21 protein-coding genes and 2 tRNA genes are annotated in these 25,988 nt (G+C 49.2%); 7 read left to right on the plus strand and 16 right to left on the minus strand.

What is annotated here, in order from left to right; all coding sequences use genetic code 11:
- Nucleotides 1-65 precede the first annotated feature (65 nt).
- Nucleotides 66-2,714, plus strand: a complete 2,649-nt coding sequence (mutS, locus tag PP769_RS01235) for a DNA mismatch repair protein MutS (RefSeq protein ID WP_312644203.1) — start codon at nt 66-68, stop codon at nt 2,712-2,714.
- A gap of 72 nt (nt 2,715-2,786) precedes the next feature.
- Here mutS and PP769_RS01240 read toward each other — a convergent pair whose 3' ends face one another.
- The 12 genes from PP769_RS01240 to rimP all read right to left on the minus strand — a co-directional run bounded on the left by PP769_RS01240 (nt 2,787) and on the right by rimP (nt 14,299).
- The gene (locus PP769_RS01240; protein WP_312644205.1) at nt 2,787-3,476 is read right to left on the minus strand and encodes a hypothetical protein; all 690 of its coding nucleotides are present in this window, start codon (nt 3,474-3,476) and stop codon (nt 2,787-2,789) included.
- Nucleotides 3,477-3,533: 57 nt separating this feature from the next.
- The gene (locus PP769_RS01245; RefSeq protein WP_312644208.1) at nt 3,534-4,166 is read right to left on the minus strand and encodes a hypothetical protein; all 633 of its coding nucleotides are present in this window, start codon (nt 4,164-4,166) and stop codon (nt 3,534-3,536) included.
- A gap of 97 nt (nt 4,167-4,263) precedes the next feature.
- Nucleotides 4,264-5,532, minus strand: coding sequence for a M16 family metallopeptidase (locus tag PP769_RS01250; RefSeq protein ID WP_312644210.1), 1,269 nt, complete (start codon nt 5,530-5,532; stop codon nt 4,264-4,266).
- A 20-nt stretch (nt 5,533-5,552) separates the two neighbouring features.
- Nucleotides 5,553-7,658 (minus strand): polyribonucleotide nucleotidyltransferase, encoded by a 2,106-nt coding sequence (gene pnp, locus PP769_RS01255; RefSeq protein ID WP_312644212.1) that lies wholly within the window; start codon nt 7,656-7,658, stop codon nt 5,553-5,555.
- 126 nt (nt 7,659-7,784) lie between these two features.
- A complete protein-coding gene (rpsO, locus tag PP769_RS01260; RefSeq protein ID WP_312644214.1) occupies nt 7,785-8,054 on the minus strand; it encodes a 30S ribosomal protein S15 in 270 nt (89 codons plus the stop codon).
- Nucleotides 8,055-8,154: 100 nt separating this feature from the next.
- Nucleotides 8,155-9,144 (minus strand): tRNA pseudouridine(55) synthase TruB, encoded by a 990-nt coding sequence (gene truB, locus PP769_RS01265; protein WP_312644216.1) that lies wholly within the window; start codon nt 9,142-9,144, stop codon nt 8,155-8,157.
- A complete protein-coding gene (rbfA, locus tag PP769_RS01270; protein ID WP_312644218.1) occupies nt 9,144-9,563 on the minus strand; it encodes a 30S ribosome-binding factor RbfA in 420 nt (139 codons plus the stop codon). Before rbfA ends, truB begins: the two co-directional genes overlap by 1 nt.
- Before the next feature lie 22 nt (nt 9,564-9,585).
- Nucleotides 9,586-9,873, minus strand: a complete 288-nt coding sequence (locus PP769_RS01275; RefSeq protein WP_312644221.1) for a DUF503 domain-containing protein — start codon at nt 9,871-9,873, stop codon at nt 9,586-9,588.
- A gap of 25 nt (nt 9,874-9,898) precedes the next feature.
- A complete protein-coding gene (locus PP769_RS01280) occupies nt 9,899-10,189 on the minus strand; it encodes an EF-Tu/IF-2/RF-3 family GTPase (RefSeq protein WP_312644223.1) in 291 nt (96 codons plus the stop codon).
- Complete coding sequence (gene infB, locus PP769_RS01285) at nt 10,116-12,509, minus strand: translation initiation factor IF-2 (protein WP_312644225.1); 2,394 nt, start codon at nt 12,507-12,509, stop codon at nt 10,116-10,118. The genes PP769_RS01280 and infB overlap by 74 nt, the downstream gene beginning before the upstream one ends.
- Nucleotides 12,510-12,537: 28 nt before the next feature.
- The gene (gene nusA / locus PP769_RS01290; protein WP_312644227.1) at nt 12,538-13,746 is read right to left on the minus strand and encodes a transcription termination factor NusA; all 1,209 of its coding nucleotides are present in this window, start codon (nt 13,744-13,746) and stop codon (nt 12,538-12,540) included.
- A gap of 73 nt (nt 13,747-13,819) precedes the next feature.
- Complete coding sequence (gene rimP, locus PP769_RS01295; RefSeq protein WP_312644229.1) at nt 13,820-14,299, minus strand: ribosome maturation factor RimP; 480 nt, start codon at nt 14,297-14,299, stop codon at nt 13,820-13,822.
- Between the two features lie 269 nt (nt 14,300-14,568).
- Between rimP and PP769_RS01300 the strand changes: the two genes are divergently transcribed.
- A complete protein-coding gene (locus tag PP769_RS01300) occupies nt 14,569-15,498 on the plus strand; it encodes a P-loop NTPase (RefSeq protein WP_312644231.1) in 930 nt (309 codons plus the stop codon).
- Between the two features lie 148 nt (nt 15,499-15,646).
- Here the strand turns inward: PP769_RS01300 and PP769_RS01305 are convergent, their stop codons facing one another.
- Nucleotides 15,647-16,408 carry an SWIM zinc finger family protein gene (locus PP769_RS01305; RefSeq protein ID WP_312644234.1) on the minus strand — a complete coding sequence of 254 codons (762 nt, stop codon included), beginning with the start codon at nt 16,406-16,408 and terminating at the stop codon, nt 15,647-15,649.
- Nucleotides 16,409-16,593: 185 nt separating this feature from the next.
- Here PP769_RS01305 and PP769_RS01310 point away from each other — a divergent pair, with 185 nt between their 5' ends.
- A complete protein-coding gene (locus tag PP769_RS01310) occupies nt 16,594-18,162 on the plus strand; it encodes an HDOD domain-containing protein (RefSeq protein WP_312644236.1) in 1,569 nt (522 codons plus the stop codon).
- A 157-nt stretch (nt 18,163-18,319) separates the two neighbouring features.
- Here the strand turns inward: PP769_RS01310 and PP769_RS01315 are convergent.
- Together PP769_RS01315 and PP769_RS01320 are read right to left on the minus strand one after the other, a co-directional pair.
- A tRNA-Lys gene (locus PP769_RS01315) sits at nt 18,320-18,395 on the minus strand.
- A gap of 78 nt (nt 18,396-18,473) precedes the next feature.
- The gene (locus tag PP769_RS01320) at nt 18,474-19,778 is read right to left on the minus strand and encodes an adenylosuccinate synthase (RefSeq protein ID WP_312644240.1); all 1,305 of its coding nucleotides are present in this window, start codon (nt 19,776-19,778) and stop codon (nt 18,474-18,476) included.
- Between the two features lie 183 nt (nt 19,779-19,961).
- Between PP769_RS01320 and PP769_RS01325 the strand changes: the two genes are divergently transcribed.
- The 3 genes from PP769_RS01325 to PP769_RS01335 all read left to right on the plus strand — a co-directional run bounded on the left by PP769_RS01325 (nt 19,962) and on the right by PP769_RS01335 (nt 23,132).
- Nucleotides 19,962-20,037: transfer RNA gene (locus PP769_RS01325), tRNA-Ala, on the plus strand.
- Nucleotides 20,038-20,120: 83 nt separating this feature from the next.
- Nucleotides 20,121-21,983, plus strand: a complete 1,863-nt coding sequence (locus tag PP769_RS01330) for an ABC-F family ATP-binding cassette domain-containing protein (RefSeq protein ID WP_312644242.1) — start codon at nt 20,121-20,123, stop codon at nt 21,981-21,983.
- Between the two features lie 174 nt (nt 21,984-22,157).
- Nucleotides 22,158-23,132 (plus strand): hypothetical protein, encoded by a 975-nt coding sequence (locus PP769_RS01335; RefSeq protein ID WP_312644244.1) that lies wholly within the window; start codon nt 22,158-22,160, stop codon nt 23,130-23,132.
- 462 nt (nt 23,133-23,594) lie between these two features.
- Here the strand turns inward: PP769_RS01335 and PP769_RS01340 are convergent, their stop codons facing one another.
- Entirely contained in the window at nt 23,595-24,935 is a 1,341-nt protein-coding gene (locus PP769_RS01340; RefSeq protein WP_312644246.1) for a replication-associated recombination protein A, read from the minus strand.
- Nucleotides 24,936-25,110: 175 nt separating this feature from the next.
- Between PP769_RS01340 and PP769_RS01345 the strand changes: the two genes are divergently transcribed.
- On the plus strand, nt 25,111-25,905 hold the full coding sequence (locus PP769_RS01345) for an alpha/beta fold hydrolase (protein ID WP_312644248.1): 795 nt from the start codon (nt 25,111-25,113) through the stop codon (nt 25,903-25,905).
- Nucleotides 25,906-25,988: the final 83 nt, after the last annotated feature.

Raw genomic sequence — 25,988 nt, forward strand, 5'->3', positions numbered from 1 at the left:
CTGCACATTCATTTCAGACGACTCTTACCACATCCAACAATTATAAAAATGAAACAGCTCGCCTGATGAAAGACCAAGAACTCTCCCCGCTCATGCGCCAATTTCAGGATGTAAAGGCTCAACATCCTGATGCCATTGTATTTTTTCGTGTCGGGGATTTTTATGAAATGTTTTTTGAGGACGCCGAAGAAGCCTCGAAGCTCCTTGGCATCGTATTAACAGCACGAGGCAAGGCCAAAGGGGAAGCCATCCCTCTTTGCGGAGTCCCCTATCACACCTCAACCGGCTATATCGCAAAGCTCTTAAAGGCTGGAAAAATAGTGGCCTTATGCGAACAAGTCGAGGACCCCAAGCTTGCCAAAGGTCTCGTCCGTCGTGAAGTCGTACGGGTCTATACCCCTGGAACCTTATACGATCATGAGTTGCTTCCGGCAGGAGAGGCAAATTTTCTGTCAGCGCTGTGTTATACCCCGTTATCCATATCGGGGAATACCACTTTAGCCAATCGCTTCGGACTGGCCTCCCTAGACCTCTCAACCGGGGAATTTTGGATCTCGGAGTCCTGGATGAAGCATTCGCTACAAAGTGTCGTCGATGAACTGGTCCGCCTTGAGCCCAAAGAAGTCATCTTTCCCTCTGGAATACAGGAGGCAATGACCTCCGCATTCCAATCTTTGCCTATCGCCCGTATCGTGCCTCGTGATGCCACGACGTTTGGCCTTGAGGAAAGCAAAACCATTCTCACAAGAATTTTCCAAGTCGATCGCATCGAAGACCTCCAGCTACATGGCCTTCATTCCGGACTTCAAGCTGCGGGCGGCCTTTTACACTACCTGGCTGACACTCAGCCCACGCTCGTGCATGCCCATATACGGCGTCCATGGATTCGACTCCTCGAACATGAAATGCAACTGGATCAGACCACCCTACGAAATTTAGAAGTTCTCAAGCCCGTATCCGAACAACGACAAAGCCCTACCTTACTCACGACATTGGACAAAACCAAAACTCCAATGGGCACAAGACTTTTACGGGAGTGGATCGTCCGTCCCCTGACCCAGGTCCCGGCCATACAACTACGCCAGGAAGCCGTGAAGGAATTGGTCCTTCATCTTGGGATTCGCATGACGATTCGTGAGCATCTGAAAACGGTACAAGACCTTGAACGACTGAATAGTCGGATTGTCCTGGAAGTGGCCAACCCTCGCGACCTCTTGAATCTCCATCGCTCCCTTGAAAATTTGCTCGTACTTCAACAACTCTTATCGTCTCTCACGTCTCCCATGCTACAAACCATCCATGAGGCGTGGGATCCCCTCCAGGATGTCTCTTCCTGGATTGGCGACACCATTATTTCCAATCCACCCCTTTCGGCAAAGGAAGGAGGCATTATTCAAGCAGGGGTGAATGCAGAACTCGATGAGTTGCGAGTTCTGGCAAAAGAAGGCACCAGGTTACTGGCCGAAATGGAAACTCGTGAACGTAACCGGACCGGCATCGACTCTCTCAAGGTGAAATTTAATCAGGTCTTTGGCTATTACATTGAAGTAACGAAAGCGAATTTATCGAGAGTCCCTGCCGATTACCACCGGAAACAAACCCTGGTCAATGCCGAACGGTTTACTACGAGTGAACTACAGGACCTCGAAGGTCGGCTCTCGAGCGCAGACCAAAAGATGAAAAATCTGGAAGGGCAGTTATTTGGTGAAATCCGTCGCCGTGTCGCATCTGCCACCATCAGAATCCAGGGAATGGCGCAGCAACTGGCCAGGCTGGATGTCCTGACAGGGTTAGCGGAGGCAGCTGCTGTCAACCGGTATCATCAGCCAACGGTCCATGAAGGCGGTACAATTCAGATCACGGATGGTCGACATCCGGTCATTGAGCATCTCCAACAGACTGAAGGATTTATCCCAAACGATACAATACTAGACCTGGACACAAACAGACTTCTATTAATAACCGGTCCAAATATGGCAGGGAAAAGCACTTACCTGCGGCAGGTTGCCCTTATTGTGCTGATGGCTCAAATGGGAAGCTTTGTGCCGGCTGAATCCGCCAGAATAGGAATCGTAGACCGGATTTTTACCAGAGTGGGTGCAGCAGACGACCTCAGCGCCGGCCAAAGTACATTCATGGTGGAAATGAGTGAAACAGCAAGAATTCTGGACACCGCGACTTCGCGAAGCTTATTGTTGCTGGATGAAGTTGGCAGAGGAACCAGCACCTATGACGGACTGAGTATCGCATGGGCATTGGCCGAATACATCTTAGACCGTGGACAACTCGGGGCACGAACCCTGTTTGCCACCCATTACCATGAAATGACTCAATTAGAGGCACTCCGGGAAGGAATCAGGAACTATACAGTCCTCGTCCAGGAGAAAGGGCAGGATGTGTTGTTCTTGAGAAAGATCGTCCAGGGAAAGGCCGATCGAAGCTACGGGATTCAGGTCGCCAAACTGGCAGGGATACCAAAACCGGTATTGGACCGTGCAAAAAATATTCTTGCTCAGCTTGAACAGGATACCTCGTCTGCAAATGTGTCAATCTGTGAGGAGTCCTTAGATTCCACTCATCTCGAACACCTCTCACCAAAACCACATGTTATACTGGATGAAGTTAAACAAATGGATCTTTTTTCGATGACTCCCCTTGAGGCCCTCAATAGACTCGCTGATTTCAAAGCCAGATTGAATGCGGGCGATATATAAAAAAAGGGCCTGTGGATGTCCCACAGGCCCTTTTAACAAATACCTTTTAAGAAGGTTTATTGCTACTTAATCTTATTCGCCCCCTCCCGACTTAGCCGGCACCTTATATGGTTCTACTTTCTCAAACTTCCCTTGTGCAGGATCGTATATTTGGCCAGTCCCTTGATCAGAGTAGGGAATGACACCAACAATGGCCTGCCCGTCTGGGATTAAAACATCATAAAGCATTTTGCGATTATTGGGCCAACTATCAGCCCTCATAGCTTCCAATATAGGGGTTGACCGGAGACTATGAATATTCCGTGGCTTTTCAGGAGTTCCTGCTACCTCTTGAACTGCCTTGGCTGATGAAACCACCCGATGATTTTGCTCGGTTTCTTGAACAACAATCTCCACCAAGCCATAATTTGATGGTTTCGTGTCGGTCATTACAGCCTGACTAGATGAGTCTTTCCCTGCCTGGACAAGAGTTTTCCAGACTTCTTCGTTGCCTGGATACACCTTGATGTTTTTGCCAGGGTAATACTTTTGCCAATAATACCCACTCTCCGCATTCCCACCAAATACGGCAACATTAACCCAAACGGCCTTATCGTAGGGATCGACCACAGCCACGCGCCCCTGAAGGGTCGTTGGCTTGCTTAAGTCACCCCACTCAAACCGCTCCTGGAAAGCTTCGATTGCCATTGCACTCGAGGCCATAGCCCCAACTAGCGCCACGGCTCCAACAAGGGCCAACCCTTTCTTCTTAGCACTTTTCATAATGGCTTCCCTCCTCGACTAAAATTTTAATTCTAATCATGAATTACAGACAAATGTTTATTCTTCTTGTAACAGTTTAAATCCCGTGACCGTACGACCATCTACTTGCACTTCCATGGCCACGAAATCTTGGGCCGCTTTCGTGATTTGGTCCATTAACGCTTTATCTTTGACTGCTAAACGGACTGTCGTTTGTGGGGTATACCATCCTGAATATGGATTGTTCTTTTCGTTACCGCCCTGATAACCCCAGGCACAACAGGAATACAATGAGTCAGGAAGCGTTTGAATTCGATCGTCGGAAGCTCTGCCTGGAGGATTGCCTGTTTCTGCCGGTCCAGAGGTATTCCAATACTGAATTCCGAATAAAATTTCTCCCTCAGGGTTGTCCGCCCAATGGCCAAAAACCCGCCCCTTTAAACTGGTAGCTGGTACACCTTTAAAAGAAAGATCACCCTGGTGAGTGATATCATTTGGGTCACCCTTTGACTTGTCAGGACCAGGACCAGCTGCATACCCAACGCTTACTAATCCAAGACTCAACAGGCCAAAGGCACAGAGAGCTACCAATTCCTGACGTAGAGATGACTTCTTCATCTGCTCCCTCCTTACAGTGTTAGAATGACAAAAAATTAAAAAACGACTTACCCTTTGTTTATCTTCAAAAACCACTTTTCCCCAGTTCTGCATACCCCTAATCCCAAAAGGAAAACCAGGTATTCGAGAGGGTCCAATGCTACTCATCCAGGGCATGGTTGTCAAGCGAAAAAATAAGCGGTTTTGATGATCATCCCCACCTCGGAATTCCCCTTTTTGGGATGGGTCCCAATGCCGTGACCACAAACTGCTGTAGATCAAATAATTTCTGGCTTAAATGACGAATTTGTTCAGGGGAAATCCGATCAATCGCCTTTACCATCTCCTGCAGGGTGACATGACGCCCTTGGTACATTTCGTCTTTGGCCAATTTATTCATCCGCCCGTATGTTCCTTCCAAGCCCAACATCAAACTTCCTTTTAATTGAGTTTTGGTTCGCTCTAACTCATTACTTGCCACTTCCCGACGACATAATTTCCTGGTCTCTTGACAAATTCGGTCAACGACGGCTGCCATTTCATTCGGGCGAGTGGCGGCATACACGGTAAGCGTCCCGCCATCCAAAAAACCAGAAAGATGAGAATAAATGGTATAGGCCAATCCACGTTTTTCGCGGATTTCCTGAAATAATCGCGAACTGACTCCGCCTCCAAGAATTGTGCTTAAGACATGCGCCGCATACCGATCCGGATGCCCTACAGGCAACCCCTTAAACCCCACACACACATGAACCTGCTCCAAAGGCTTAACATGAAGACTTTGGCGTTCCTGCGGCTGATCGGGCCATGGTGTTTTCTGGACGGATGAGGAACCCTTACCGTATTCACCATGCTTCCACTTGCCAAAATATGTGTTGACGGTATCAATGATTTCTGGAAAGGAAAAGTTGCCGGCCACTGCGACAATCGTGTGTTCAGGGCGATAATGCCGTTGCCTATACTGCATCAGCGCTTGACGGCTGAGTCTTTTCATCACCCCAGGCTCTCCAAGGATCGGACGCCCCAACGGATGGGAGCCGAAGATATCCTTGGCATGCAGTTCATGAATATAGTCCTCTGGGTCGTCCTGGACCGTACGGATCTCCTCAAGGACGATTTGTTTTTCCTTTGCAATGTCTTTGGCCGAAAACCTTGAATGGTGAAAAAGATCGGCAATGAGGTCAAAAGCCAGCCTCATCTGCTGATCCAGAACCTTTACATAAAAAGCCGTGGCCTCATGAGTAGTAAAGGCATTCATTTCACCACCCAAGGCATCGATCTCATTGGAAATTTGGGACGCAGTCCGTTTCGGCGTGCCCTTGAACATCATATGCTCAATGAAATGAGAGAGGCCACCCTCACCCTTTTTTTCATCCCGACTTCCAACCGTGGCCCATACTCCTAAAGCCACGGATTTCAAAGATGACATCCGCTCCAGGACAACCCGGACTCCATTATCCAATATGACTTTTTTATACACGGGTTGTTACTCAGGCAGGCTTAAGAGGTGAGCTGGTCCTTGCCCGTCTGTTCGGCCATGGCATCTTTCCGGCTAAGACGGATCTTCCCTTGTCGATCGATTTCCAGAACTTTCACCAGAATCTGTTCCCCTTCGGAAATTTCGTCCGTAACCGATGCCACACGGTGCGGGGCCAATTGCGAAATGTGCACCAGCCCATCCATACCGGGGAGAATCTCCACAAAGGCGCCAAAATCTACAATCTTTCGCACCGTCCCGAGATAGATTTTTCCAACCTCCGCTTCTTCAACAATCCGCTGAACCATATCCATTGCCTTTTGGGCCGACTCCCCGTCTACGGCTGCAATCGTAACCACTCCTGAATCATCGACATTCACTTTCACTCCACAATCGGCAATGATGCTACGAATCATTTTGCCGCCGGGCCCAATGAGATCCCGAATTTTATCTTGTTTGATCTGGATGGTGGTGATACGTGGCGCATAGGCTGCCAGTCCGGTACGAGGAACAGCCAAGCATTCATCCATTTTCCCAAGGATGTGCAATCGCCCCTCACGGGCCTGCGCCAACGCCTGCCGCATCAGGTCGGAGGTTATTCCGGCAATCTTAATATCCATCTGCAGGGCTGTGACTCCATCTCGCGTTCCTGCAACTTTGAAATCCATATCGCCCAAATGGTCTTCCATTCCTAAAATATCTGAAAGAATCGCGACACCACCTTGTTCTAAAATTAACCCCATCGCGATTCCTGCCACTGGCGTTTTAATGGGTACTCCCGCGTCCATCATGGCTAATGCTCCACCACAAATCGTGGCCATTGAAGAGGACCCGTTTGATTCCAGAATATCCGAGACAAGTCGAATGGTATAGGGGAACTCTTCCTTGGTGGGAAGCACTGCTGCTAACGCACGTTCGGCTAATTTGCCATGGCCGACTTCACGCCGACCCGGACCACGAAGCATTTTCGCCTCACCCACACTAAAAGGCGGGAAATTGTAATGCAACATAAATGACCGGAAATACTCCCCTTCCAACGCATCAATCCGTTGCTCATCGTCTGAAGTGCCCAAGGTCACGACAGCCAATGCCTGGGTTTCTCCCCTCGTAAATAATGCAGAGCCATGAGTCCGAGGAAGAATCCCTGCCTCAGAAGATATGGGACGAATGTCGGATAAACCACGGCCGTCGGCTCTCTTCTTTTTTTCCAGGATCATTCTCCGGACCTCGGAATATTCTAAATCTGCAAAGACTTTTTTAACCTTGGCTTTACGATCGGCATCGTCTCCGGCCACGGTCTCAATCGCTTCTTGAAGAATTTGGCCAAACCGATCCTGGCGTTCGGATTTAGCTGCAATATACATGGCCTCACAAATGGGAGCGGCTGCGACTTGGCGTACGGCTTGCTCAAGTTCAGGGTCGATGGCTTCCACCTGCAATACCCGCTTGGCTTTGCCCGCCTTCGCTTGCAATTCTTCAATTTTGGCAACAATATTTTTGATTTCACGATGAGCCAGTTCGATCGCATCAATCATTGTGTCTTCCGAAAGCCCGTCTGCACCAGCCTCGACCATCATCACGGCGTCCTTCGTTCCGGCCACCACGAGATTTAACTCGCTTTCCTCCTGGGCCTTCTTATCGGGATTGACCACAAATTGACCGTTCACTCTTCCAATTCGTACCCCTGCTAATAACCCCGACCCTGGAATATCAGAAACGGCGAGTGCTGCCGATGCGGCCACAATGCCGATGACGTCCGAAGACATGGTCTGATCAATAGAAAGCACTGATACAATGATCTGGGTCTCATAAAAGTACCCTTCCGGCATTAATGGCCGAATCGGACGGTCAATAAGTCGGCTGGTTAACACCTCTTTTTCGCTGGGGGCCCCTTCCCGCTTGAAAAACCCGCCAGGTATTTTCCCGGCTGAGTAGGCCTTTTCTTGATAGTTCACGGTCAGAGGCAAGAAATCGGCGTCGGCCTTCAAGGTCTTTGAGGCTACCGCCGTGGCTAGCACCACAGTATCTGCATAGGTTGCCAACACGGCACCATCCGCTTGCTTTGCCATGCGACCAGTTTCCAAACGAAGCGGGCGACCACCAACTTCCATTTCAACGAAATGAATCATGTTTCAACCTTTCTGATCCTTGAGTGGATATATTGATATGGAGTGTGAGGCTTCGCTTCGCATTGAGAACCGGGCATCTGTCTCCCATCTCATTGATTCTGCTCACCCTAAAACCTGTAATCTGTCTTATTTTCGTATGCCCAGTGCAGCAATCACCGCTTGGTATTTTCCCTCATCCCGACGCCGCAAATAATCTAATAATTTTCTTCGCTTGCTCACCATTCGCAAAAGGCCCCGTCGGGAATGATGGTCTTTTTTGTGTGTCTTGAAATGTTCGGTCAAACTTGTAATTCTATTCGTCAACAAGGAAATCTGCACTTCAGACGAACCCGTATCCTTGTCGTGAATCCGATGCGATTCTATTGCCGCGGTTTTTGCTTCTTTTGTTAAACCCATAACTCCTCCTCCAGTTCCTCAAGATTACGTGAATTCAGTAAGAAATTCCTTTTTACGAATATGGTCTTATCCTCACTAAACAAACCCGGTTTTTTATAGACTAGGCAAACACCGTTTCAATCGCTAATACGGGACCTCCCTTGGCTGACTGAAACACCGGGCCTCTCCCCAAAGCAAGTAATTGCCCATCTTTCTGTTTTACCCTCACCATATTGTCCCCCATGAGCGAAGCTTTTGGTTCCAAATATGAGTTAACCACACGATCCCAGGAGATCGCATTGCCATGGAGCACCTTTCGAGCGTCATTTCCATCGACCTCCACAGCGGGAAACCCTTCTAAAGCCTGGTCTAAGCCCAAAAATGCACCATCCAGACTGGAAAATTCAAGTCCCCCAAGCAGGGATTCTATCTCAACAGCCTGATCAACATGAATAGGCCCGACCCGTCGTCGTTGAAGCCATTTCAAATGTCCACCCACCTGCAATATGTTTCCAATATCCTCGCAGAGCGTTCGAACATAGGTTCCCTTAGAACAGACAACCCGAAATGCGACCTCAGGGACATTCAGTCTTTGGATTTCTAAATCATGGATCACCACGGTTTTTGCCGGTCGGTCAACCGTTTCCCCTTTTCTGGCTTTTTTATACAAGGGCTGCCCTGCGATTTTCACCGCCGAATACATGGGTGGCACTTGCTGGATAGACCCTTGAAAGGTCGCAAAGACTGACCGAATACGGTCCTCCGTCAGAGATTCCACCGGAGATTCTTCTAATACCGTGCCCCACGCATCCTGCGTATCAGTCCGTTGACCCAATTGAAGCACGGCGCCATATTCTTTATCCCATCCCAATAGATACTGGGCAATTTTGGTTCCTTTTCCAATTAAAATCGGCAATACCCCTGTCGCATGGGGATCCAAGGTACCAGCGTGTCCGACTTTCTGAATACCCAAACCCGACCTGAGGCGTTGCACCACATCATGCGACGTCCATCCATCAGGCTTATTGACGTTCAGAACTCCATGTAAGGCCATCCCCTTCGCTGCCTTCCCCGAGTTAGAATGGTCGATACAAGACGCCACTGGTGCCATTACCCCTCTATACTTTCACTCTTTTTGGGGAGAGAGGAGGATGCCTCCGTTTCCCCGGAATCCCCAGATTCCTGGTGAAGAGAATCCAATAACTTTTCCATTCGATTCCCATACTCAGCACTCGTATCACGATAAAAGACTAATTCCGGCGTATAGCGCAGATTTAATCGTCGTCCCAATTCGGTTCGAACAAACCCCACTGCGCTTTTTAAACCGGGACCCGTCACCTGATCAAAATGGGCTTGATCCAAAGTGGTCACATATATCCGTGCAATTTTGAGATCAGCCGTCATCTTCACACCTGTCACGGTCACAAATTGGATACGGGGATCTTTCGTTTTTCTGGCAAGAATCTCTGCCACTTCCATCCGGATCTGATCGGCAACCCGCGTTGCCCGACTACTATTAATTTTTGCCATGACGTGAAAAAATAATGGGAGCTTACAAGACTTCAATCTGGGATCGTAAAATCTCGAGGGAGGGATTTGATCGTATAAAGTTGAGGACCTGGTCTAAGACTTGATTGACCCTTCCCGTGTCATTCGCCACACACGCCACCCCCAAAATGGCTTTTTGCCAAAGGTCTTGTTCATCAATTTCAGCAACGGAAACATTAAATCGATTTCGCAATCGGGTAATTAAGCTTGAGAGGACCTGACGTTTCCCCTTCAACGATTGGACATCAGGGATATGGAGTTCGAGTGTGCACAACCCCACGATCATCCCCATTCAGCATCACCTTATCCATGCAGCATTATAATTTCGTGGCCTCCTCCTCCAAAACGTAGGCCTCTAACACATCACCAATTTTTAAATCATTAAAATTCTCAACTCCAATTCCGCATTCATAGCCCTGCTGAACTTCCCGTGCATCATCCTTAAACCGCCTTAATGATCCAATTTTTCCTTCATAGACCATCACCTGATCACGAACAACTCTCACTTTGGTATTTGAACGGGATATCAACCCATCATTCACATAACAGCCGGCAATCGTGCCCATTTTCGGAACAGTGAATAATTGCCGAACCTCCGCATGCCCCATCACTCGCTCCTTGATCGTTGGGGCCCAATAGCCCCTCTGCAGCCGAACGAATATCGTCAAGAATATTATAAATAATGGTGTACAACCGAATTTCCACACCCTCACGTTCCGCAATAGCAGCCGCCTTCGAATCCGGACGAACATGAAATCCAATGATAATCGCTTTTGACGCAGCCGCTAATAACACATCGGTTTCATTGATGCCTCCTACGCCACTATGAATGATCTTCAGCTTTACCGCGTCGGTAGAAATCTTCAGAAGTGCATCGCCTAACGCCCCCACCGATCCTTGCACATCGGCCTTAACCAGAAGTGGCAATTCCTTAATTTCTCCATCTTTAGATTCTGCATAAAGCTCCTCTAGGGTTCTTCTGGACGTGGATGCGAGGCCTACATCTTTTTGCTTTTGCTGCCTGGCCTGGGCAATTTCTCTCGCAGCCCGCTCATCCTTCACCACGACCAGCTGATCCCCGGCTTCAGGAACCCCCAATAAGCCAATGACTTCAATTGGTATTGATGGCCCAGCTTCCTTCAAACGTTCACCTTTGTCCGATGTTAACCCTCGCACCCGGCCGCTCACTGACCCCACGACAAACGAATCCCCGATTCGTAAGGTTCCGGCTTGAATTAACACCGTGGCAACAGGTCCACGCCCCTTATCCAATTTCGCCTCCAAGACAATCCCTCGAGCGGAACAGGTAGAATCGCCTTTCAATTCCATAATTTCTGCTTGAAGTAACAACATGTCGAGCAACTGGTCTAACCCCTTGTTTTGCTTTGCCGATACTTCAACAAAAATGGTTTGGCCTCCCCATGCTTCAGGTTGCAAGCCATGCTCGGCTAAACTTTGCTTGACCCGATCAGGATTAGCCCCCGGTTTGTCCATTTTATTCACGGCCACAATAATCGGCACATTTGCCGCTTGCGCATGATTAATTGCTTCAATGGTCTGAGGCATCGGCCCGTCGTCTGCAGCCACAACCAAGACTACAATATCAGTAACCTGGGCCCCACGAGCCCGCATGGCCGTAAAGGCTTCATGGCCTGGGGTATCCAAGAACGTCACCCCACGTTCACCAGCCTTCACAAATGACGCCCCGATGTGCTGAGTAATTCCTCCCGCCTCCTGGTCGGTCACCTGGGTCTGCCGAATGGCATCCAATAGCGAGGTTTTTCCATGATCGACATGTCCCATGACCGTCACCACAGGCGCTCGAGGTTCTAAATTTCCTTGCTCTCCTCCCTCAAGCACCTCCTCCAAGAGGGCTTCCCCTCCCTTTGCAGCCACCGCTTCCACTACGAGGCCATAGCTCTCCGCAATGAGCACGCCAGCTTCTAAATCCATAGGTTGATTGAGGGTTTTTGCAATATTTAAGTCCATTAATTTGCGAATAATTTCCGTGGGTTTTTGGCCGATCACTTCGGCAAAATCTTTCACGGATATCCCAGCAGTGACCTTCATAACTTTTTTCCGGGGTTTTGTGACTTCACCCACCGAAGGCTGTTGAACCTGACGGGTACGTTCCTCACGTCGCAACGTTGGTAATGGCCGAAGATCCTGCCAGACCGCCGCATCCTCAAACCGTGCAGCAAAGAGATCTTCGTCTTTGACACGCGCAACTTTTTTAATTTTTTTGCCTTTTTCCTCTATTGGAACCTCTCGCGAAATAACCCCAGCCTTCTTGTCGGGCTTTCCTTCGGCTTTCCTCTCTTTTTCAGGAGATTTACCAGATGGAGGGGTTGCGACACTTTTCTCCTCAAGGACAGGCGGTGGAGTCATAACGCCCTGAAGCCCTCCCGATTCAGTGGGCGATAAGTCGGGAACCTCTTGATGAGATTCCACGGCCGATAGGCCAGGGCCCTGAGTCAAAACGGGACCTGTCTCCAATGGAGCCTCTGACTCCTCCTGGATGACCGATGATTCTTCTCCCTCACTTTCCCCGACTGGAGACAATTCCGCCATCTCTTCCAGGATTTCTTCTTCTGTTTTTTTCTTCTTAATCAGTATGTGCTTTTTTTCAACTTTTTTAGGTTCTTCGGCCACTGCCTCAGACCGATGTCTTCCGGAAGTCGACGATTCTTTTTTCAGAAGGCGCCCCCCCTCAGAGCTTTTTACACCAACAGGCCCTGAAACAGATGATTCCCCAGGTTTGGGCGTTGTTTCAGGAATTTTACCAAGAATAATATTCATCGCCCATTTGGCCATATTGTCTTCCACGGTATTACTATGGGAACTAACCTGAATGCCCAGTCGCACCAATTCAGGAATAAGCAAACGGCTCTCCATCCCAATTTTTTTGGCTATCTCATGAACTCTCATGCACGTCCTTTACTGTGAAGCCGTATCCTTACGATCCCGAGCTCTGCCCTGACTCTGTGGGTGCCACCGCTGGATTCTCCACGATTTCCTCTTGTGAGGATCTTTCAATTTCCTTGGCGTTGTCCGCCGCAGGGTCTTCCGTAATTTGAGCAGCCTCTTCAGCCAAAGCTGCTTTAATTTCCTGGTCTCGTTCAAGCTTTTGCTTTTCGTATTCTGTGGAGCTAATGATGTCAATCTTCCAACCTGTCAATTTTGCTGCCAATCGTACATTTTGCCCATTTTTCCCGATGGCCAAAGAGAGCTGCGAATCGGCCACCACCACCAAGGCAGACTTCTTTTGTTCGTCAATCCCTACTTTTTCAATGGAGGCGGGGTTCAGGGCTTCCCCGATAAAAACCCGAGGATCATTTGTCCATGGAATGATATCTATTTTCTCGCCATGCAGTTCCCGAACAATGGCCTGTACCCGTGAACCTTTGACGCCAACGCATGCGCCAACCGGATCAACGGCCTTATCCCGCGAAGCCACTGAAATCTTCGTCCGGTCACCCGGCTCACGTACCACCCCTTTAATTTCAACAATTTTCTCTGTAATTTCAGGCACTTCAAGGCCAAACAATTTCACCACGAATTGAGGATGCGCTCGGGAAAGAATCACCTGCACGTCCTTTGGAGTTCGTCGCACTTCTAACAGCAAAGCCCGCACTCGATCGCCCCGTCTATGAGCTTCCCGTGGGATTTGTTCCTGAATGGGGAGAAGGGCCTCTGTTTTTCCAATGTCGACCAAGTAATTTCGACGCTCCTGGCCTAAAATTACCCCATGAACCAGCTCCCCTTCTTTTTTGGAATATTCCCGTTCAATCGATTCCCATTCAGCCTCTCGAACTTTTTGACAAATGACCTGCTTTGCGGCCTGTGCAGCTATTCGCCCAAATTCTTCCAAATCAATGAGTGAACCAATTTCGTCTCCCATTTCAGCTTCATCATCAATTTTTCTGGCGTCTTCTAATGAAATCTCTGTTTTAGAATCCAACACGTTCTCGGCAATCGTCTTTTTCTTCACGATAGAAATTTCGCCGGTTTCCGTATCAATGTCGACTTGAATATTTTCACCATGCCCAAATCGTTTCTTCGCGGCCGTGAGGAGCGCTGACTCCAAGGCCAAAATGACTTTGGCCTTATCAATTCCTTTCTCCCGACCGATTTGATCAATGACCAACATGAGTTCACTTTTCATATGTATCCCTCGCAAGGCACGATGAGCGGTTCAAACAGACATGGGCGGTTGGTGCGCATTTCCAGTATAACAATTAGAACGAAACCTCTAATCTCGCTTTGGCAATATCTTCCCAGGGCACAACGACTTCCTGGGGATTCTTGCTTTTGTCATCCATTAAATGAATCCCCATGTTTGTAACAGTAATCAATTGCCCCAAGACAACTGATTGCTTGTTGATCGAGTTTTTCAGAGTGACTCGAAGTCGTTCGCCCACCACTCGTTCATAGTCTTTTAGATCTCGGAGCGGTCGATCTAGACCAGGCGAAGAAACTTCAAACCGATACGCGGCTTGCTCTGGATGAAGAACCTCCCAGGTTCGACGCAAGGATTGATGGAATTGTTCACAATCTTCAATTCCAACTCCCCCCTTTTTATCAAGAGTCAATCGAACCAAAAGGTTGGCGGGTCTCCCGGTGCACTGAACCTCGAAGATATCCACTCCTAAGGCTCGAGCAATAGGCTCGCCCACTTGGCGAATCTCTTGCTCAAGATTGTCAGCCGAAAAGGCCACCACAATTCCTCACGACGAGCGGCCACAAACCAAGACCAAAAAAAAGTGGGCTCACGCCCACTCTACTCGAAAATAACCTAGCACTTTCCATTTTTAAAGGCAAGACCTTACCCGATTCGCTACCACTCCCTAGCTCGCATAAATCCCTAAACACTCCCACCACCCGTGGAGTCGCGGTCCATGGGCATAAGACAGAGCCTATGATAGGCTATTTCTAAGTAGAGGTGTACTCACTTTCAGGTGAAATCAACGAGAGAGGATTTAAACCGATGCCTTGTATAGTCTCAGTGGCCTCCGGTAAGGGCGGAGTTGGAAAAAGCATGGTCGTCAGCAACCTTGGACTCCTCCTCGCCAGAAAGGGACTTCGCGTTACCCTGGTCGACATGGACATTGGGGGAGCTAATCTCCACATCTTGTTCGGGATGTTCCATCCCCCATCCACTCTCACAGATTTTTTGACAAACACTCTCACTAATTTAAATGAGACCGCCCACCCTATTCCCAGTCTCTCTTCCCTGAAGCTCATTTCTGGTACCGGGGAAACGCTGATTACCGCAAACTTGCAACATGCCAAAAAAAAACGCCTTATCCGGCACATACAGAAGCTGGATGCAGATATCATTCTGGTGGACGTCGGGGCGGGCACCAGTTATCACGCACTGGACTTTTATCTCCTCGCGGACTATTACCTGGCTGTGGCCACTCCTGACCCGACTTCGGTCTTAGATCTGTATCGATTCATTAAACTTGCCGCCATTCGAAAGGTCCTTACGGCTTTTTTAGCCCGCGACCCAGTGGCGGACGCCCTTCTGGACAAAGACTTTCATAGTGTCACAGCAGTTCTGGAAGCTGTTGGAAGGACGAACGAATCAGGTGTGGAGATTGCTCAAGAAGCCTTAAAAAGGTTTCAACCGGCCCTCATTTTAAATCGCATGACTTCCAAATCCAGGGTCAACACGCTGCACTTACAACATCTTCTTAAGCAATATGTTGGAACCGACCTCTCTATTTTAGGAAATATCCCTGAAGACATGCACGTGCAACAATCCATTTTAAAATATCTTCCAGTGGTAGAACTGGCCCCCACGTCTCCAGCGACCATCGCGCTGAACCAAATTGCCGACAATGTACTTGAGATGGTGGGGCGAACAGCTGGACCAATTGGCCGGGTGGAAGAGCCCAGAAAGATTCGAGCATAATGACTAACGTCATGGCCTTGTTTTTTTGAAAAATCCGTCGGCTCTCTTCCCATAGGAAAAAGGGTCGAAAAACTGCCCTCACGTCCACGAACCTTCGCCTAGACTTAAAAGTCACATTTCCCTCGAGGCCTGCCGCAAATCACCTGACCTAGCTTGATGCCTTTGAGAGTTCTGCCAATGAATCTTGCAATTGCTTGACTTTTTTCTCTAACACCCTGCAATTCTTTTGAGCCGCCTCAGCTTCCTCCTTTAAAACATGCAATTTCTTCGTGAGGTTATCAACCATGCCTTCAGCTGATTGCAGGTTCTTCAAGGCATCAAGTCGATCTTCCTCTCCTTCCAGGCATTGTGAATTAAGGCGTTCAACTACACCTACCCATTCTCGAGCAACACCCCCGAGCGAACCAGGAACTGGGGGTAGGGTGGCCTCCTTACCTAACAGACCAACGGCTTTCTGTACCCAATCGATAAACAGGATGGCTTCCCAAAAATTCAAATCACCCGCACCCCCGGATTCCTCCGCACGGGGTACTTCGGCCCGTCCCCGCTGATCGAAAGGAGGAGCCGGGTCCTTATGATTTTCCTTGGAACCCGACTTGAGTGAGGAACCGTTATGGAATTGATGCAGTAACACCGCAACACAATGGCGACAAAAAGGTTGCTCAGTCGATGGACAAGAACACCTGGTCGATAAGGTCCCCGCTCGCAACTTAATCGTTTGCGTATACACGCCATAGACGCCATGGACCTCGGCGGTGATTTGGGTCTGGTCCGCATCAAGGATCTTGACTCGTTGGGTGGAAAAATATTGATGGCCTTCTTCGAAGACCGTTCCCCCCACCACGGATTGAATCATGTCAGCATCTAATTGGCTCAACTCCTGAGCCGAGCAGGAAATTCTATTTCTCATACAGGTAACACCCAATCAAAAAAATGAGTCCGCCTTCACCTCTAAGGGGTAAGGACGGGTTAATGTTTCGGAAAATATTACCGAGAATTAACCTGAGAGCCAATTACCACATTCCATTGCCATGATTTAAAATTACCACGTCCTTGAATTACCGCCTGGCACTCTACCCTGCCGGACGTGCCATCATGAAATCCGCCACATCCACCGGCCACGCGCCCCCTGCTTCCTTTTTGGAAAGTCTGCTCGCCGAAGCCCCGGAAACCTTGCCTATCCTCAGGCAAAGTTGCATCCAAGTCTTAAATCTTACTCAGGATAAACGCTCAAATGCCAGCGATATTGGAGAAATCATCATGCGTGATCAAGCCATGATGGCCAATGTCATTAAAATCGCGAATAGCCCCGCCTATCATACCCGCACACCAGTCAAAACCCCAACCTATGCGGTGGCCCTTATCGGTTTTGACGTCATTCGGGCCATGGTGGTCTCTGCCCAATTAATTGAACAGGCCGATACCTTTGGGGCCGATACCACCAATCTGAAACACCTACTGGCTCGCGCTCTGGTCGCGGGGACCCAGGCACAGGAACTGGGAAAAGCCATCAATTACGGGGAGACGGGATCGTTATTTACCAATGCCATGCTCTATTCACTAGGAGACCTTATCCTCGCCCTCTGTCGCCCCGACATCGCCGAACAACTAGAAGTCATACGCCGGGAGGATCCAGCCAAGATCCCCAAAGCCGAACTCACTCTTTTGGGAAGACCGCTACATATCATCGCTGCCGCCATGGCCAAGCATTGGAATCTGCCGGACACCCTGGTTCAGCTATTGGAGAAAAAACCCGTCTGGCCCAAATCCCATCCAGAAGCAGATCAACAGATCATGGAAGGTATTGTTCGAGCCGCGAATGAATTGAGTTATTGCCTCCTGAACCCATTGGCTACCGGGCAGGGAGAGGTACTTCAAGGCCTGATCGAACAGTTTCTTCCCCCATTCGGCCTCTCCATGATCCAATTGGAACACACCGTCTCCAAAGCCTTTAGCCAAGCCTCAGAAATCGCCTCGGCCATCAATATTGACCAACAGCACTTTCTTCCCGCATCTGAGGCCGATGGGCTATTTCTTCACAATCAACACCTCCATCGGCTCACTCAAACGATCCATCAGGCTCTAGACCCCGAAGGGATTCGTTCCAAAGAATCAACAACCTCGGCCCAGCAAGCTTCCCCTTCTTTCCAGCCCTCTCCGGCCTCCGATAGGCCATTGCTGGATTTCACCATTCAGTCCATGAAAATTTCCGAACCCTCCTCGCTGCTTACCTTTGTCACCCGAACTCTCCATGCTTCCTATGGTTTTGAACGGGTCTGGCTCGCATTGGTCGTACCGGGAAAAGATATGCTCCAGGCCAAACTCGGTTATGGTCCGCATGTGGAAACCATCCAACCAGCGTTTCATTGCCCTCTTTCTCATGGAAACTTCTGGGATCGACTGCTTCATAGGTTTCACCCTATTCAATATTCATCCTTGGTCAAAGAAGGAGAATCCGGAGGTATGCCAACCACCTTTTTAAAATACTGGGGCGACCAACCCGGGTTTGCCGGAACCTTATACGCGCCCAACAGGCCTATCGGGGTCATCCTGGTGGATAGATATTCTACGGGGCATCCATTGACCGACACGGATTTTGCCGCCTTCGCCTTGGTGTTGTCCCAAGCCAACGCTAATCTGGCTCGATTAGCCCAGAAGCACTAAATATTTGCACTTCATGCGGCACCCTTCTTTTGATAAAGAGTGCCGCATAATTTTCTAAAGGATTTTCACGGGTAATGAACTCTCACCCATGGGAGATGTACCCGGACTTCTGGCTGGTTTAATTGAGAGGAAAACACTAGTAAGGATGTGATACTTATGGTGAGCCGCGTGCGGCTCGAACGCACGACCCTCGCCTTAAAAGGGCGATGCTCTACCAACTGAGCTAGCGGCTCACCGGGTCGCGATGCTAACAATGGATTCTGTTGTTGTCAAACTTACAGCCGAAAAAACACAAAGAAGCGTGTTAATCATTAGCCCTTGCGGGACCGGGTCAATGGATTCTTCACAACAATGGTATCTTCACGTTTGGACCCGGTCGAAATCATATCAATCCGGCATCCGGTTAATTCCTCAATTCTGGCTAAATACCTTTTAGCAGCAGGTGGAAGTCCCTTATACCCTTTCAATCCCGTTGTGTCGGTTGTCCACCCACTCCATCGTTCATACACCGGTTCACAACCGGCCAGCACCTTTAGGTCACCTGGCATTTCTTTGTGGAGTTTTCCCTGATACCGGTATCCCGTACAAATTTTCAATTCTTTGCAGCCATCCAGCACATCCAACTTTGTGATGGCCAATGAGGTAAGTCCGTTAATTCGAACGGCATATCGCAATAACACCATATCCAACCAGCCGCACCGGCGGGCTCGACCCGTCGTCGACCCGTATTCATTCCCACGCTGCATGAGTTGCTGACCCATTTCATCAGTCAATTCTGTCGGAAACGGTCCTCCACCCACTCGAGTCGTATAGGCCTTCGTGACACCTAAGACTCCCGTTATCGTAGTGGGACCGACCCCACTACCGGTGCACGCCCCACCCGAGCAGGAACTTGAAGAGGTGACATAGGGATACGTCCCAAAATCGACATCTAAATGGGTCCCTTGCGCCCCTTCAAACAAAACACGCTTCCCTCGCTCAAAGGCCCGGTCCAGGGCCAACGCTACATCCGTAATATGCGGACGAAGTCGCTCACCATAGGCTTGATAATCTTTAAAAACCTTTTCAACCGTAAAACCATCCACATTGTAAATGCGCTCTAAGAACGCATTAATTTCTACAAGATTTTCCCGGATCTTTTGTTCCAACACTTCCGGATTCAGCAAATCTCCCATGCGAATGCCAACTCGCGCCATTTTATCGACATACGCCGGCCCGATGCCTCGGCCCGTCGTCCCGATTCGGCGAGCCCCTTTCGCCTGCTCTTCAGCCTTATCAATGGCCTTATGATAGGGCATAATGACATGAGCCCGATTACTAATAAGAAATCGTTTTCCAACCGGAATCCCTTTGGCAGTCAAACGATCCAACTCCTCAATCAACCCAGCCGGATCAATGGCGACCCCGTTCCCCAACGCGCACACCTTCCCTCGATAAAGAATACCCGAAGGAATCAAATGAAAAATAAAGGTGCCTTTATTGGTAATGACCGTATGGCCGGCATTGGAACCTCCTTGATAGCGGACAATGACATCCGCATCCTTGGCAAGAAGGTCCACAATTTTTCCTTTTCCTTCATCTCCCCATTGGGAGCCCACAACAACCAATGCGGTCATAGCTTCCTCCACACGCACAAGACAAGAGCACGGGACAAAAAAAAACTCGGCCAGCAGGTCAGCCAGAGCTTCAAGGGTGAATCGTAGGTCTCAACGCATAATTTGTCAACGAGGAGCTCTGCCTTTCTGGCTTCTGATTTTCTTGACCGAACCGTAGTCGCGTGATAGCATCATTTTCGGTGTGGGGCTGTAGCGCAGTTGGGAGCGCGCGTGAATGGCATTCACGAGGTCGCCGGTTCAATCCCGGCCAGCTCCACCAATTCATCCCTCCTTTCCGTCTTTTTGACCATGACAAAGGGGTTTTGACTCAGTTTTCATCTCACATTTGGATGGTGTTTCCGCATGCTGCATATTGAACAAATCTCCAAGAGCTACCCCACGAAACCTCTGTTCATTGAGGCTTCGGCTCACCTCAAACCCAACACCCGTGTGGGACTCGTTGGTCCTAATGGATCAGGGAAAACCTCACTGATGCGCATGATCCTCAATGAGGAGGAAATAGAAAGCGGAAGGATTCGACAACGTCCATTTCTTCGCCTTGGCTATCTGCCACAGGAACTGGAGTCTTTGCCGGGAAACACCATTCTCGATGCCACACACCGGAATCAATTTCCCGATCACGAAGCCAAGCGGATTCTTTCCGGATTAGGATTTCAGGAGTCGGATTGGGAACGCAAGATTGACACCCTGTCCGGCGGCTATCGCATGCGGGTGGCCTTAGCCCACTTATTGCTGTCGGCCCCCGACGTCCTCATGCTGGACGAGCCGACCAACCACCTCGACAAGCCCACGCAGCGTTGGCTGGAATCATTTTTACTCTCTTCAAATTTCACACTGTTGATCATCAGCCATGACATTGGCTTTTTAGACAACATGGTCACGCATATTTGGGAAGTCCGGAACCATACCTTGCAGGAATACCGGGGCAATTATACGCGGTTTCAAAAACTCCGGGCAGAGCGAGACGCCCAGGAAGAGGCCGCCGCCAATCGACAATCCAAAGAAATTGCACGCGTCCAAAACTTCGTCGACCGGTTCCGATACCAGGCCAACAAAGCCAGCCAGGTGCAATCCCGTATCAAACAACTTGAAAAAGTGAAACGCATTGAATTGCAGCGGGACACGAAACGGTTGCGATTTAAATTCCCGGACCCGCCGGCCAGCGGAAAAGACGTTTTTGAACTACGGGATATCGGAAAACGCTATGGCGATAAAATCATCTATGATGGCTTGGATTTTTCCGTCGAACGGGGACAACGCGTGGCCTTGGTCGGGGAAAATGGGGCTGGAAAATCTACACTTCTTAAAATCCTGGCTGGAGTCTTGGAATTCGAAAAAGGGTCCAGAATCTTGGGTCACGGGGTCACCCTCCACTACTTTGCTCAGCACCAGGCCGAAATCCTGAAATCTGAACATTCCATATTGGATTCACTCGAAGAAGCCGCGCCCATGACTGAACGAAATTTCCTAAGAGGATTAGCCGGCGCGTTTTTATTCTCTGGAGATGATCAGAAAAAACCCATCAAAGCTTTGAGCGGCGGAGAACGTAATCGAGTCGCCTTAGCCCGCATGTTGGTCGAGCCAGCCAACACCTTGCTCTTAGATGAGCCGACCAACCACTTGGATCCCACATCCGTGGATATGTTAACGGACGCACTGCTTCAATTCCCCGGAACCATGGTGTTTATCTCGCACGACCCCACATTCCTTATGCGAGTAGCCACGCGCGTCGTGGAAATAGACGACGGACAAGCCCGAGATTACATCGGCGACTATGAATACTATTGCTGGAAACGGGCCAAAGAACTGGAAGACCAGATTCCGCCGGAAGCCACACCCGACAAGAAAAAATCGAAGAAAAAAGAGAAGCCCCAAAAGGAAAAACCAACCACCGAGCACCTCACAAATGGGAAAGCCAGGACAGCCGTCGACACTCCTGAGGCTCCATCGCGACGAGACCTCTCAAAAAGTATCGCCCGCCTGGAGAAGCAAGTCGCCACCCTGGAAAAAGAAATTGGTCAGCTCGAAGAACAGATCAAGGCTCGGGATGTGGAACTCGCCGACCCGGCCACCTACCAAGACTACTCCCGCTGGAATTCTCTCCATCACGAACGTGAACAATGGGGCCATGACCTCGACCGTCTCACCCACAAATGGGCCGACCTCGGCGCCCAACTCGAAAAACAACAATCCCAGATCTCATAATTTCCCACATACCTATATTACCAGCAGAAAAAGGATGCGAATCAAGCGATTCTAAATCCTTTTCCTTTCACAACTTGTTGACGAAATTCAGGTAACCCAATAAATTTGGCATTTTAATTTGCAAATTCTTGAGGTATTTGGGCCGTTTATTTCGTGTTTGCCACAAAGGAAACTATGGATCCAATCAGCCAAGGAACAATGATTTTCAAGTCCCTTGCAGAGGAGTTTGGCAGTACCCCAATAACTGAAAGAGCGAACATTAAAAAATTCTTTGAGAACTTACTGGAGAGGACTGGGGGCTGGGTCATCCTGGACTTTCTCGATCTGGGTTGCTGGGACAAGATTGATTCATTCAATTTGGATGAGAAAATAGGTCTCCTAACCCTTACCTGGCATGACTTTCGAAGCTCACAAGAATCCCAAGAAACGAAAGAAATGCAAGAGGGACTTTTTTCGGTCTCTTTGTATGCTCTGAATATTTATATAAAAAGCGTTATTCCCATCGTAGGAAAAGATTATGCAGTTTTCCTAATTAATGGGTACTCGCAAACCCAAAAACAAATACGGCAGTCATATCAAAAGGGGGCGATCGAGATAAAGCTAATCAACAAGGGACTTTTTGCAAAAAGAGTTGAAAGAAAGGTTTCGGACGGCATTGAAATCATTGATGTTCACTGTACTCCGATTTTTTTGCTAGCGATAATTCCTAAAAACTGCGATATGTCGAGTGGTGACTCTAAAGATTTTCTTTATTTATATAATATAACCGAGTCTGTAAACCGAATTCAGAACGTCATAAGCTCCTTGGAACAATTAGATCCCAAGGACGAGGATTTAATCTGCGAGAAGGTTAATACCGCCAGAAGAATATTGGAGATCACACTAAAGATTGAGTGTTGCTTCCGTAACCTGAAAATTAATGGTAACTATTCTGAGATGTTGCTAGGGCCGCTATCAAATGCGGTGAAGAAAGTTAAGGAGGAGAATTCTAAGATTTCACTAAATAAAATGGCGGAATTGCTAAATGAATTTTCTCATGACTCAGGGAAACCGGTTGAGCTTAATAAAGTCAAAGTTGCCGCCACCATGGTCCTGGTGTATATAGAACTTCTTGAACGGGAAATTAGGTTGGCAAGTAGATTCAGATAATTACTAACGCATTGTCCAGACACCAAAAGGCGGTGGCGCTTAGCTCAAAGATATCCGGTCTCCCGCCTCGCGAGGGTTCAGAACAGGACACTACCTTTTTCCCCTGAGTCTTAGGCCGCCCTTGCGGGTCTGTATTTGAGCACTTGCCCAATTTTCTCAGCTGCTTCAGAAATGCCTCACTACTTTTTTTAGATTTGTTCTTCCTAATAAGTTCCAATGCCTTCTTGGCTGCGGTGTTCCCTCGCTTTTAAGCCACGCCTGCCGCCCGGCCATCGGGTCGGACGCTCTTTGAATTCGGCGGGCCCTGTCTGAGCGCAGCGAGTTGGCCAGCCCTCCGTGTCTTGCGTCCGTCCCATCCAATAAGGCCGGACGGGGCGTCAATGGTTTTGGCCACTTTTGCCGAAACAAAAGTGGCTCGGCTGCCGGGCCGAAACCCGGCTCTTTAATTTCAAACCAATATGATTACCAGGGTGAGTTGAGGTCTTCTTCTTCATCAACGGGAGAAGCAGTAGCAGAATCGGAGGGTCTATAATACCGGCGATCTTCTAATTCTTTGGGGAGATGAGTTTGGGCTTTAGCACCCTTGGGGTCATCATGGGCATACCGATAGTCTTTTCCATAATCCAAATCCTTCATTAACGAAGTCACCGCATTACGCAAATGCAGCGGTACCGGGAGATTGCCCTTTTCCTTGGCGTCTCTCCTTGCTGCCAGGAGCCCCATATACGATGCATTACTTTTTGGAGCAGTGGCTAAATAGGTCACCCCATGCGCCAAGTTGATTTGTGCCTCGGATAATCCGATGACCTCCACCGCATGAAAAACGGCCGAGGCAATCAAGAGCCCCTGCGGGTCGGCCATCCCGATATCTTCTGACGCAAAAATCATCATGCGCCTGGCGATAAACTTGGGCTCTTCTCCACCCTCCAACATCCGCGCCAGCCAATACAACGCCCCATCCGGATCCGAATCACGCATACTTTTAATAAAGGCGGAAATCAGGTTGTAATGCTCTTCCCCATCCCGGTCGTATCGTAAGGCCTTCTGCTTCAAGCTTTGCTCGACGTGCGGTTGATCAATGGTCGTAGGTTTGCCAGGCTTCGCATATTGGCCAACAACAAATTCCAGGCCCGTTAACATCGACCGGGCATCGCCATTGCCATATCCAATCAATAGACGCTGTGCAGCGGGAGTAAGGGTGACGTGTGAGGAACCGAGCCCTCGTTTCGTATCCGAAAGGGCACGATTCAAGATATGCCTCAACGCCTCCTCGTTTAAGGATTGAAGCACCACCACCATAGACCGGGACAACAAGGGAGCAATCACTTCGAAAGAAGGATTTTGTGTGGTGGCTCCAATGAGTATGATATCTCCCCGTTCAACATAGGGGAGGAAGGCATCCTGTTGCGCTTTATTGAATCGATGGATTTCATCCACAAAAAGAAGTGTACGCTGTCCTGACACCTTCCGGCGTTGTTGGGCTGTTTTCAACAATCCGCGCAACTCCGGCACGCCACTGAGCACCGCTGAAAAGGGGACGAATGTCGCTTGGGTTTTCTTGGCGATTAAACTCGCTAGGGTCGTCTTTCCCGTCCCCGGCGGTCCCCACAAAATAAGTGAGGGCACACGATCATGTTCAATGGCCACACGCAGCGGCTGGTCTTGGGCCAAGACGTCTTCCTGTCCCACAAACTCATCAAAATCCAGCGGCCGCATCCTCTCTGCTAATGGAGTCGGGCGTGTATCGGAAGCTTCCTGAGCAGGGAAAAGATCTTCTTGCGACTGTGACTCAAAGGATTCCATAAAAATGCACTTACCCCCTAAGCATTTCTGGCAGGCAATTCTGTGATTACCTCTCTATTCTCAGTATGCTATAACCACCGGTCATGCACCCGCAAATGAAACCAGTATATGGCTCTTTGATGACATCACTCGAGAAAATTCGAGGTGGCTCCCATCGACAAAAAAGGAGAGATTGGTGAAAGCGCTGATTCATGGAGTGACCGTCGGGTATTCCGATCAAGGGGACGGCACGCCGCTCGTCTTCATCCATGCCTTTCCACTTTCCAAAACCATGTGGCAACCTCAAGTCGATGCGCTAAAGAACACCTATCGAGTGATCACCATTGACCTTGGAGGACATGGAGAATCCGACATCGTGACATGGAATGATAGTTTGGACCATTATGCCAAGGATATCATCCACCTGCTCGATCATTTAGGTATTGGTCAAGGCGTGTTTGTGGGCTTGTCGATGGGCGGATATACCCTCTTTTCGATCTACCGACATTATGCTGATCGGGTAAAAGCCATGGTTTTTGCAGATACAAGAGCGCAAGGGGATAGTGAAGAAGGGAAAGCTGGACGTGGGTCGATGGCTCAAGTAGCTTTTACCGATGGAGCACCAGCCATTGCCGACCTCATGCTTCCCAAACTTCTGGCCCCTTCCACCATTGAGCGTCATTCTGAAATTGTGAAGCAGGTTCGACAGATGATTCTTCAAACATCAACGGCCGGCATTGTTGTCGATTTGGTGGCGATGGCCGCTAGACCTGATTCAACGAACCTGTTATCCACAATCACCTGCCCGACTTTGATCATCGTGGGCGAGGATGATGTCGCTACCCCGATCTCAGAGTCTCAGTACATGGCCCAACGGATAACCGGCTCCATCTTGGTCACCATTCCTAAAGCCGGCCATCTATCGAACTTGGAACAACCCGCCGCGTTCAACGAAGCACTTCGGAGCTTCCTCACGACACACCGGTTATAAGTATTGCCGCAACGCCAAACAGATCAGAAAAACATCCGATGCAGGAGGTGAATTGGAACTTAAGGAATAGAGAAGCGACGGGC

It is taken from the genome of Candidatus Nitrospira allomarina (assembly GCF_032050975.1).
Taxonomy (GTDB): Bacteria; Nitrospirota; Nitrospiria; order Nitrospirales; family UBA8639; genus Nitrospira_E; species Nitrospira_E allomarina.